This window comes from Kocuria sp. CPCC 205235 (genome assembly GCF_040980905.1).
Taxonomy (GTDB): domain Bacteria; phylum Actinomycetota; class Actinomycetes; order Actinomycetales; family Micrococcaceae; genus Kocuria; species Kocuria carniphila.
The window spans coordinates 131974-143101 of the sequence record NZ_JAVKPR010000007.1 but is presented as its reverse complement, the minus strand read 5'-3'; the positions used below and the strand labels follow the sequence as shown (position 1 = coordinate 143101).

Annotated in this window: 7 protein-coding genes; 3 read left to right on the top strand and 4 right to left on the bottom strand. The window is 63.2% G+C overall.

Going from position 1 to position 11128, the window contains the following annotated elements; translation table 11 throughout:
* On the top strand, positions 1 to 873 hold an 873-nt coding region (locus RF638_RS07370; RefSeq protein ID WP_368841685.1), incomplete at its 5' end, for a glycosyltransferase family A protein.
* A 52-nt stretch (positions 874 to 925) separates the two neighbouring features.
* Here RF638_RS07370 and htpX read toward each other — a convergent pair.
* Positions 926 to 1819: a zinc metalloprotease HtpX gene (htpX, locus tag RF638_RS07365; protein ID WP_368841683.1), complete on the bottom strand. Its 894-nt coding sequence runs from the start codon at positions 1817 to 1819 to the stop codon at positions 926 to 928.
* A 38-nt stretch (positions 1820 to 1857) separates the two neighbouring features.
* Positions 1858 to 4281 (bottom strand): sigma-70 family RNA polymerase sigma factor, encoded by a 2424-nt coding sequence (locus RF638_RS07360; protein WP_368841682.1) that lies wholly within the window; start codon positions 4279 to 4281, stop codon positions 1858 to 1860.
* A 442-nt stretch (positions 4282 to 4723) separates the two neighbouring features.
* Between RF638_RS07360 and RF638_RS07355 the strand changes: the two genes are divergently transcribed.
* Both RF638_RS07355 and RF638_RS07350 read left to right on the top strand, forming a co-directional pair.
* On the top strand, positions 4724 to 5197 hold the full coding sequence (locus RF638_RS07355) for a Fur family transcriptional regulator (RefSeq protein ID WP_095796657.1): 474 nt from the start codon (positions 4724 to 4726) through the stop codon (positions 5195 to 5197).
* A 45-nt stretch (positions 5198 to 5242) separates the two neighbouring features.
* Complete coding sequence (locus RF638_RS07350; protein WP_368841681.1) at positions 5243 to 6757, top strand: catalase; 1515 nt, start codon at positions 5243 to 5245, stop codon at positions 6755 to 6757.
* Positions 6758 to 6940: 183 nt separating this feature from the next.
* On the opposite strand, the gene RF638_RS07345 is transcribed toward RF638_RS07350, so the two are convergent.
* Positions 6941 to 9652, bottom strand: a complete 2712-nt coding sequence (locus tag RF638_RS07345) for an MMPL family transporter (RefSeq protein WP_368629440.1) — start codon at positions 9650 to 9652, stop codon at positions 6941 to 6943.
* Positions 9652 to 11019, bottom strand: a complete 1368-nt coding sequence (locus tag RF638_RS07340) for an SseB family protein (protein ID WP_095796520.1) — start codon at positions 11017 to 11019, stop codon at positions 9652 to 9654. Before RF638_RS07340 ends, RF638_RS07345 begins: the two co-directional genes overlap by 1 nt.
* Between the last annotated feature and the right edge of the window lie 109 nt (positions 11020 to 11128).

Genomic DNA, 11128 nt, shown 5'->3' with positions numbered 1-11128 from the left:
ACTACATCGCCCGCAGCCTGCTCGAGGCCGGCGGCTTCAGACCGCAACTACACCCTCGATTGTGAAGAGCCGGTTTACAACGCCCATGAATGGGTAGATGAAGCCGTGCATTCGGTTCTGAACCAAGATCACCCTGATCTAGAGGTGATCATTGTCGACGACGGCTCAACGGACCCCAAGACCATAGCTCTCATGGAGAACCCTCCATGGCACGGGGTCAAAGTTATTCGACAAGACAATGCAGGGTCGGCGGCAGCTCGGAATGTCGGCATCACCGCAGCAACGGGCGATTACATCCTCCCCGTGGACGCGGACGACTATATTGCCCCCACTTACGTATCAAAAGCGGCGCAGATACTAGATAGTGAGCCCACGATTGGGATAGTTTATGCACAGGCAGAATTCATGGGCGACGCTACCGGGCCATGGCAACTTCCCCCATATTCGCTAAAGTTGATGCTAACCGAAGGCATCATCTTTGCAACCACCTTGTTTCGAAAACAAGACTGGTTCACCGTGGGAGGTTATGATGAAACTCTACATTTTCGTGAAGACCACGACTTTTGGCTGAAAATCGTTGGATTGGGACGCGGAGTACATCGGATCGATGAAGTTCTTTTCCGGTACCGTATCCGCGCTGACTCGTTGAACAGCGTGTTCACACGTGACGAATTAGTTGCCACCTACGCGAAGATCATGAGAAATAATTCGGCGCTGTATATCGACAATGCGAATCTCCTCTTTAGCGCATGGTTCGAGAGAACGGACGAACTCACCGATTATAAACATCGATATCGCCGCCTCGAAGGCCTCATTGACAAACATCCACGAGTCTATGGTGTTTTGCGTAGGGTAAAACGAGCCTTAACGTAAATGAAGGTGCGGCCGCGAATTAAGTCGCGGCCGCACCTTCATCTTGAATCGATTAGCGACCGTAGTAACCGCCGCTACGCGCCATGTTCTCCAGGCGTGCCACCCGGTCATCGGTCGACGGGTGAGTGCGGAACATGCTCTTGAGGCCGCCACCGCGGAACGGGTTGGCGATCATCAGGTGCGAGGTGTTGACCACCTTCTGATCGTTGGGATTCATGGGGCGCTGGGAGGCACCACCCTCAATCTTGCGCAGCGCCGAAGCAAGTGCGAGGGGGTCACCGGTCAGCTGAGCCCCGTCTTGGTCGGCGTCGTATTCGCGGGTCCGCGAGATGGCCATCTGAATGACCATGGCCGCCACGGGTGCCAGGAATGCCATGAGCAGCGCGACCAACGGGTTTCCCCCACGGTCACCGCCGCGGCCACCAAAGATGGCGGCGAACTGCAAGAACTGCGCCGCCGACGTGATCAGACCCGCAACGGCCGCGGCTACCGATGAAGTCAGGATGTCCCGGTTGTAAACGTGCATCAACTCGTGGCCCAGCACTCCCCTGAGTTCCCGTTCGTCCAAGATCTGCAGAATGCCTTCAGTGCAGCACACGGCGGCATTCTCCGGGTTGCGTCCGGTCGCAAAGGCATTGGGGCTCATAGTGGGGGCAATGTATAAACGCGGCATGGGCTGGCCCGCCCGCTGGGAGAGCTCATGCACGATGCGGTACATGGTGGGCGCCTGCTGCGGCGTCACCTGGATCGCACGCATGGAACGGATGGCCAGTTTGTCGGAGTTCCAGTAGCTGTACGCGGTACCGACCAGGCCAATTACGGCAAAAATCACGATGAACACCGAGCTGCGCGTTGCACCGGCAATGATTGCGCCGATGGCCAGCAGCACCGCCCACATGCCACCCAACAGCAGCACGGTTTTCAGCCCGTTGTAATGCTTGTGCATTCCACCTTCTCCTCCGCACCGGCATTACTACGCACAGATCACGGGCGCCCGCCGGTAAAGACAATGACGATCCATTCGGACAACGTCCAACCTTCTGGAAGTGTTCCCCACCAGCCTGTGACATCGCCGGGATTCTCCGCGCTATCCGCGTTTCGATCGCCCACGTCCTCAGCCGGGGGCACCACGGGTTCAACAGTCGGTACAGCTGGCGACGGCGCATTGGGATTCACCGCGGGAGCGGTGGGTTGGGTGCCCGGCCCGTCCAGCGGCGGGATTTCAGGCAACGACGGCGCTCCCGGCCTCACCGGCGCGCCCACCTCCGGGGCGCCCGGCTGGGGTTGCGGAATGCCCGGGTTCGTATTGCCGGTTCCCTCAGGTGCCGCGTTCCCATTCCCGTTGCCGTTGCCGTTGCCGTTGCCGTTGCCCGGGTTACCAGAATTCCCTGGGCTGTCGTTTCCGCTGTTGTCCTCGCCCGGGAGCTCTGGGACATCCGTACCTGGAATATCCGTACTTGGAATATCCGTACCTGGATCGTCTGTATCCGGATCGCCGGGTACAGGATCGCCGGGTACTGGGTCTTCAATGACAGGATCGCCGGGCACTGGGTCTTCAATGCCAGGTGCTTCAGGGACAGGTACTTCGGGAACAGGAGTGATCAACGGATCCGAAGTGTCAATGGGCCCGGGGATCTCGGGCGTCCCATCTTCTTCATCACCGTCAAGCGGGTCCACAACCGGGCCGTCCGGAGGACCCGTATCTTCCGAAACCGGAGGTTCAAGAGGCAGCTCAGGGCCCGGCAGGGTGGGAATGAATGGTACTTCGAGCTGGGGAATATCGGTATCCCCAGGCAACGAGGGCATGTCGATGCCCGAAGGGGTATCTCTCGAAGACGACGAGTCCGGGCCCGAGTCCCGGTCCGAGTACGGGGGCAGTAACGCACCAGTACCAGCGAGGACGTCACCGGGCTGCTCGCCGCTGGCTCTCTCACCGCCAACACTCGGACTTTGTGCCCCCAGCGGCGCACCGGTCACATCGGATTCTTTCCCGTCCGATCCGCCGTTGGATTCGCCTTCTGCCTTATCGGCACCCGCGTTTGCTTGGCGGCCGCCGGAATCGCCAGTGGGGGGATCAGCTTTGCCGTTGCCACCGGCTTCCGCCTGACCCTCGGCTTCATCGGAGGTATCGGATCCGGCAGAAGAACCTGGGCCGCCACCGGAGTCAACATCCGAGGACCCGTCCGCAGAGCCAGCAGAACCCCCGGCGGTATCACCGGTAGATGCGCCCTCTCCCGTGCCGACTCCGGCGGGCCCATCCGTGGCCGGCTGCGCCTGCCGTGTGATCTCTACTTCGGACGAGTCCGGTTGGACCGCAGTCACGATGCCCGCGGTGCCCGCTCCGGCAACGGCTACACCAGCCGCCGCGAGAATGACCTTGGTGGCCGAGCCTGCCAGGAACCCGCCGGCTGCAGTAGTGGCGACCGCCCCCGACGCCGCCGCTCCCGCGCTGCCTACAGACGTGGCCGTGGCCACTGCAGGAACTGAGGCGCCCTCGGCACCGGCCCCGAGCGGCGCCGTCGTCCCGGACAACCAACCCGAGACGCCAGCGGCGCCCCCGGCACCCGCCGTGCCGAGTGCGGCAATGAGCCGCTCCGAGGCATCGCCCCAGAGAGGCAAACCAGCCAGGATGGGCAGGATCCAGCCGCGCAGGCCCACACCCAGGTCCTGGAGCTGGAGGTATTCGGCGGTGCACCGTTCGCAGGAATCGAGGTGGTCCTGCATGAGCTTCATCTTGGACGGGGTGAGCGTGCCGCGCACGAACGCTCCCAGCTGCGCGGAGTATTCACCGCATTCCTCGAGCGCCTGAGCGGACACGTGCTGCTGCATGTACGCGGTGCGGAGGCCATCGCGGGCGCGCTTTCCCAGTGCGGAAACAGCGTTGGGTTGCATACCCACCGCGGAGGCGACCTGACGGGGCCGATATCCCTCGATCTCCAGGTACCACAGCACCTCTTGCCAACGCTCGGGCAGTGAGGCGAAAGCCCTGGCAACCACGGCGGCGTCGACCTGTCGCACCAGGGTGTCGTCGAAGAGCTGGACACGATCCAGTTTGCCCTGCTCTTGGGGTTCCTGCGGTTGGGTGCGATTGAGGTCATTGGCCCGATCGGCGGCCAAGCGTGAAACGGCGGTGACAAGGTAGGCGCGCAAGAACTGTCGCGGACCACCACCGGATTTCAGGAGCGCGAGCACACGTGTGAAGGCCTCCGAGGTGATGTCCTCGGCCTCGGCCTGGCTGTGGGTGTGTAAACGGGCTACGGCGAACACCGCGCCACGATGACGCTCGTACAGCTCACCGAACGCCTGGTTATCCCCGTTTCGGACAGCGTCGAGCAACGGCTCGTCGTTGGCCGCTGGTGTCGAATTCTGCTGGCCGTCCCTCGGAGTGGGACGTCGGTGATGTTCCATGGCGCCTTAAGGGTGCTGACAGGTCCATCTATTGTGTCAGCACACCGGCACTACATGGCTTGAGATACCGACTGTGACAAAACCGATACCAAGTGTTTCAAGAGGTGGGCCGGGGGTGCGGTGTCTCCCCTCGTCCGCACCCCCGTCTCCTATGTCACCCGTCTCTCCCCCATCCCGAGCAGCCCACTCGGAAGTTGGTCGCTCTAGCCCACCGCGACGCAGGGCCCTCCCCGGTCCTTGTGCTCCGACTGCGGCGGTACGGCGACCTCCGAGCGAAAAGGCCGTCCGGAATCACACGCAGCCCGCGCGAGATTCACTATGTAGACAGCCGAACGTCCGAATCGTGACGCGAAAACCGAAAAGATTTTTGGAACCCTCCGAGTGAGACGCACGCCACTCAGCTCTATTGTGAGCTACTCAAAATAAAGTTATGGTGGTTGCCATGGAGACCACGCAGACAGGCGCAAGCCACCCCTCACAGCAGGAGTGGGCCGAGCAGCTGCGTTCGAACGGACGCAGGGTCACCAAACAACGTCTCGCGGTACTCGACGCGGTGGACGCAATGCCTCACGCCACGGCGGACGACACCGTACGGCGGGTCCGTCAGGTCCTACCGAACATCTCTGTTCAGTCCATCTACGTGGTCCTCGCGGATCTCACGGCCATTGGCATGGTGTCCAAGTTCGAACCGCCCGGTTCTCCTGCGCGCTACGAAACCCGCACCGGAGACAACCACCATCACGCGTATTGCATCAACTGCGGAATGATCGCGGATGTCGCGTGCGCGGTGGGGCACTCGCCGTGCCTCACGCCCTCGGAGGACCACGGCATGAAACTGCTGTCCGCCGAGGTGGTGTATCGGGGGATCTGCGCGCAATGTCAGCAAGACATGGCGAACAGCTCCGCCGTTCAGTAATTGACCGCACGTCCGTCGGATCCCGTCCATCACCCAGGAGGAACCATGTCTGACACCACTCCCCATGAACACGGCCTGCGAATGACTGGCTCGGCCACCACCGACCAATTGGGGAAGAAAGTAGCGTCCGACGAGCACTCGCTGTCCGTCGGTGCTGACGGCCCCATCGTTCTCCATGACTCGTACGTGGTCGAGAAGCTCGCGGCTTTTGACCGCGAGCGCGTTCCGGAGCGAGTGGTGCATGCCAAGGGCTCCGGTGCTTTCGGTGAACTCGAAATCACCGAGGACGTCTCCCAATACACCAAAGCTGCCGTGTTCCAGCCGGGTACCAAGACTCCTATGCTGGCTCGTTTCTCGCAGGTGGCCGGCGAGCAGGGGTCTCCGGATACCTGGCGCGATCCCCGTGGTTTCTCGCTGAAGTTCTACACGACCGACGGCAACTTCGACATCGTGGGTAACAACACCCCGGTCTTCTTCGTCCGTGACGGCATCAAGTTCCCGGACTTCATCCACTCCCAGAAGCGGCTTCCGGGCTCGGCACTGCGTGACAACACCATGCAGTGGGATTTCTGGACCCAGTCCCCCGAGTCCGCGCACCAGGTGACCTATCTGATGGGCCCCCGCGGTATCCCCAGGTCCTACCGTCACATGAACGGTTACGGCTCGCACACCTTCCAATGGGTCAACGCGGCCGGCGAACGTTTTTGGGTCAAGTACCACTTCGTTTCGGACCAGGGCGTCGAATGCTTGACCGGTGATGAGGCGGAGAAAATCGCCGGCGCGGACGCAGATGCCCACCGCCGCGATCTCTACGAAGCCATCGAGAACGGCGACTTCCCTTCGTGGACCGTGTACGTGCAGATCATGCCGTACGAGGACGCCAAGGCCTACCGGTTCAACCCGTTCGACGTCACCAAGACGGTCTCCAAGAAGGACTACCCCCGCATTAAGGTGGGTAAGTTCACCCTGAACCAGAACCCCCTGAATTACTTCGCTCAGATCGAGCAGGCTGCGTTCTCCCCGGGTAATACGGTCCCGGGCGTGGAGATCTCCCCGGACAAGATGCTGATGACCCGCGTGTTCTCCTACCCGGACACCCACCGTCACCGCATTGGTGCGAACTTCGCGGATCTGCCCGTGAACTACCCGTACCGTTCCGAGCAGAACTCCTACTCGCACGACGGCCCCATGCGCTACTCGTTCAAGCACCCCAATCAGCCGGTTTACGCCCCCAACACCACGGGTGGCCCGGTTGCCGGTGGCAAGGATGCCGCTGATGAGCTGCGTTGGGAATCCGACGGTGATATGCTGCGCGCCGCGGCCACCCTGCACTCCGAAGACGATGACTTCGGTCAGGCGGGCACGCTGTACCGCGAGGTCTTCAACGACGAAGAGAAGGCCATGACGATCGAAAACATCGCGGGTCACGTGGGTGACGTGGCCGACGAGGCCATCCAGGAACGCGCCTTCCAATACTGGGAGAACGTTGACGCCGACCTCGGCAAACGCGTACGCGAGGCCGTTGCTCGCGATGCTGGCAACGACGCGTACGGCATCTGATCGTTCGTTCTCTCGGGCCGGTCAGTAGCTGATCGGCCAGTCACCGAGCAGAAGGTCCCGTTCCCACTTCACGCGGGGACGGGACCTTACTCGTTCCGGGGCCACTTCCTTGTTCCCGGTCAACTGCCTCCTGGCCCACCTTGTCCCGACCCATTCCGCGGCCTCATGGACGACGCCGCCGCCTCAGACGGTCTCGACCAACATCTCCCGGCCCTTCCGGTCTTCGGCGGCAAGACGCTCATTGAGTTTCTCGCCTTCCACGTCCACGTTGGGCAGGATCCGGTCCAGCCAGCGCGGCAGCCACCACGCGTGTTTGCCGAGCAGCTGCATGGTGGCGGGGATGAACGTGGTGCGAATCAGGAACGCATCCATGGCCACGCCGAACGCCAGGGCGAACCCGATGGGCCGCACCACGGACACGTGGGCGAAGATGAAGCCTGCGAAAACGGACACCATGATCACACCGCACGCGGTCACCACGGTGCCGCCCTGTCGATAACCGACCCGCACGGCGTCGTGCGCCTCGAAGCCTCGCATGTACGCCTCGCGCATGCCCGAGACAATGAAGATCTGATAGTCCACGGACAGCCCGAACAGCACCCCCACCAGCAGGATGGGCAGGAACGCCAGAATGGGTCCGGGGTCGTGCACGCCGAAGAAGTCAGCTCCCCAGCCCATTTGGTAGACCATGACCACCGCGCCGAAACTAGCGACGGTGGAGAAGATGAAGCCCAGCGTGGCCATCACGGGCACCCAGATCGAGCGGAACACCAGCAGCATGATGACCAGGCACAGCACCAGCACAATGGCCATGTAGACGGGCAGGGCGGCGTTGAGCGTGTCCGAGATGTCGATGTTGGCCACGGTCTGCCCGGTGAATCCCACGTCGGTGCCGGTCGCGTCCTGAATCTCCTCACGCTGGTCCCGCAGGTCCTTGACGAGTTCTTCGGTGCGAGAATCCGCCGGACCGGTCTCCGGTGTCACGGTCACGAGCGCGGTGCGGAAGTCGTCGCTGATGGTTGCCGGCACCGCGGTAACCACACCGTCCATGCCAGCGATGTACTCGGCGGCATCCACGGCCGCGGCGTTGGCCCGCTCGCGGGTCGGGCTTTCATCCGGCAGCGACACCATGGTGACGATGGGAGCGTTGGCCCCCGCGCCGAAGTTCTCGGAGACCACGTGGTAGGCGGTGTTGGCGGTGGACCCGGGAGGTTCCGCGGCGCCGTCGGGCAGGCCGAGCCGCAATTGCATAGCCGGCAGTGCCAGGGCCAGAAGCACGACCACTGCCACAGCGATCATCGCAATGGGGTGCTGCGTCACGAACGCACCCCACCCCTTGTTGGCGCGCGCCAGGGCGAGGGCTTCCGGTTCGTTGCCGGCAGCCAGGGCCTCGCGCCGGACATCGGCTTCGATGCGCTGGGCCTGGGCTCGCGCGGACATTCGGGAAGCCAGCTCACCCGCCGACGCCGCTGGGCCCACCTCACGTTGTCGAGCCACCTTCTCGCCGTTTTCGGTGAACCCGCGCTCGCGCCATTTCTTGGCGGGCACTGCACGGTGGCCGACCAGGGACAACAACGCCGGGGTCACGGTGACCGAGGCCAGGATGACGAGCATGACGGTGCCAGCGCCGGCCAAGCCCATGGTCCCCAGGAAGGGGATGCCCACGGTGGCCAGGGCCGCCAGGGCAATCACGTTGGTCAAGCCCGCGAAGAGCACGGACGTGCCCGCGGTGCCGGTGGCCCGCGCGATGGATTCCCGCAGCGGGATTCCGTCGAGCACGTTGGTGCGGTGTCTGTGGGTGATGAGCAGTGCGTAGTCGATCCCCAGGCCCATGCCCAGCATGAGTGCGAGCACCGGATCGGTGGCGGTCATGTCCACCACGGAGGACAACGCGTAGACCAGGGCCACTCCGGTGCCGCACCCGATCACGGCGCTGACCACGGGCAGCCCGGCCATGACGATACTGCCCAGCACGATGAACAGGACGACGGCCGCCACCGCAATACCGATCAGCTCCGTGGAGCCCACGAGCCCTGAGACGTCCTGGGTGATCTCCACGGAATAGTCTGCAACGACACCTGCTGGCAGCGCCCCACTGATCGCCGAGGTGACGTGATCGCGTTCTTCAGCGCTCATGGACGTGGTGCTCTCCGAGAAATCCACGACCCCTCGGGCGACTGTCCCGTCCTCGTTGACGAATCGTTGTTCCTCGGTGAGCGCCGTCTGACGCTGGGCCGTACTCAGTTCTTCCGACCGTGACTCGAGTTCCTGCCGGGAGTCCCGGAGCTGGGCCTCGCCCTGCTCAAGTTGACTCTGGCCGTCCTCGAGTTGCTCGATCTGATCGGCCATGGCGGGATTCGCCTGAGCCGCTTGCTCTCTACTCGGGTTTCCCGGCAACTGCTCCAGGGACCGGTCCAGCTGTTGCGAAGCGCGGTCCAAGTCGCGGCGCTGCTGCTCGAGCTCACGTTCGCCACGTTGGAGCTCGTCTTGACCCGAGTCCAGTTGTTGCTGCCCCTCGGCCACGCTCCGCGCGGCGCCGTCCAGTTGCTCTTGGGCCTCGAAGGGGTCCGTGATCGAAGAAATGACCGGGACGTCCTCAACGGCACCGTCCAGGGCCGAAGTGATCTCTTCCCGCTCCTTCTCGGAAAACGCTTGACCGCCCGTCGTACGGAACACCACGGTGCCTGAGCCGAAGGTGGCCTCCGGCATGCGCTCGTTCATCTCGTCCAGCACCCGCTGATACGGGGCGTCCGGAACCGAGTACTGGCTACTGGTTCCCTTGGCGAACACGAATGCCGCTGCTCCGGCGAGTGCAAGGATCATGAGCCACACGATCATGACGGCCGGAGCTTTCCGGGCACACCAGGCGCCTACCCGGTACAGCAGCGTGGCCATTAGTGCTGTTCGTCTTGCTGTTGGTTCTCCTGCTGTGCGACCAGGTCGAGAAGCTCTCGCAACTGCTGGGTGGGAATCGTAGCCACCGGCGGCAGCGCATTCACGCACATGCCCGCCGCACCCGAATCCACCACGAACTTCAACACCTCACGCGAGGGTGCCGCGCGAACCTGCAGGCTGGTGTCCAGGGCCGCAATTTCCGCGGCGGAGGTGAACACCATGATGGTGTCCGGCGCCGCGTTGGGGTCCTCCGGTTGGACCATCACCGGCATGGACTTGCCGTCCTGATCCCGTGTTCCGAACAACAACTGACCGTTGGGGTTGAGGACGGCTGCGAGCAAGCCGGACATGTTGTTGTCCAGCAGGGCTTCCTTGACCGGTCGGTTCTGCGGGGTCCTGTTGACCCATTCGATTTGTTCGCGCTTGATGCGCATGGGGTTTTCTCCCCCGGGGTCGTACACCAGCTCGTCGTACTGCGGGTCCGTGGCGACCATGTTGAGCACGGCCCCGGACGGCTGTCGGAACAGCACGGGTTCGGTCTTCTCGGAGTCCTTGTTGTTCTCACGGAACACCGTGCGCGCTTCTTCGGTGGTCGTGTAGACCGCCAACGCACGGGTGCCGTCCTTCTGCCCCAAGGCCTGCACACGAATATTGGATTCCGGACCCACAGGCTGGCCGTCTTCGCCCGGCACCAGGTCGGAACCGGTGATGTCCAGCAGCACCATTCCGGTCATGGCCTCGCGGAGCACATTGGCCATGGCCTGGTCCACGGGGTTCGCGACGTACTGGGCGATGGCCGCGCGCAACCGGGGGTGGGCGTCGTCGGCCTGGGCGCTCTGGTCCTCGGCGGGGTCGACGAACTCGAGGTCGATTCCCTGTTCCCCCGTGATGCCGATGGCCCACTCGGGCGTGCGTGCCACGGTGCGAGGGTAGGTGCCGAGATGCGTGGCAATGTCCTGGGCTCCGTACCGGCCTTCGTTCGAGAATTGCGGTGGCAGGTCGTGGTAGTTGTACCGAGCGGCGAATCGGTATTCAGGGTCTGGCCAACCCTTCGCAGCGATCGTGACGCTTGTGGAGAACCACGTCCCGCGTCCCTTGAGGTAGCAACTGCGTTGCAACTCTTCGAGTGAATCCAACACGGGGCTGCCCTGTTTAATGGGCCCGGCCGCACCGGGGATAGCCGTGCCGTCCCGGTTCTCCGCAACTCGCAAGTACACGCGATCACCCTGCGGCTTGAAATCGACACGCATGGAGTCCCAGCCGGACTCGGTCCGAAGCACGGACAGCACCCAACGCCCGATCTCCGCCACCAGCTCTCGTTCGCTGCGTGTACCGGAGTTCTGTTCGGCGTGCGGAGTTGAGGTCATGGTGAGTAGGTGTCCCTTCGGCCCGGCAACCGGCGCCCATTGGTAGAGCGGGATTCCCCCGCGTTCCTCTGCAAACAACCCTATCGAACGCGGCCGCGACGTCAGCAGC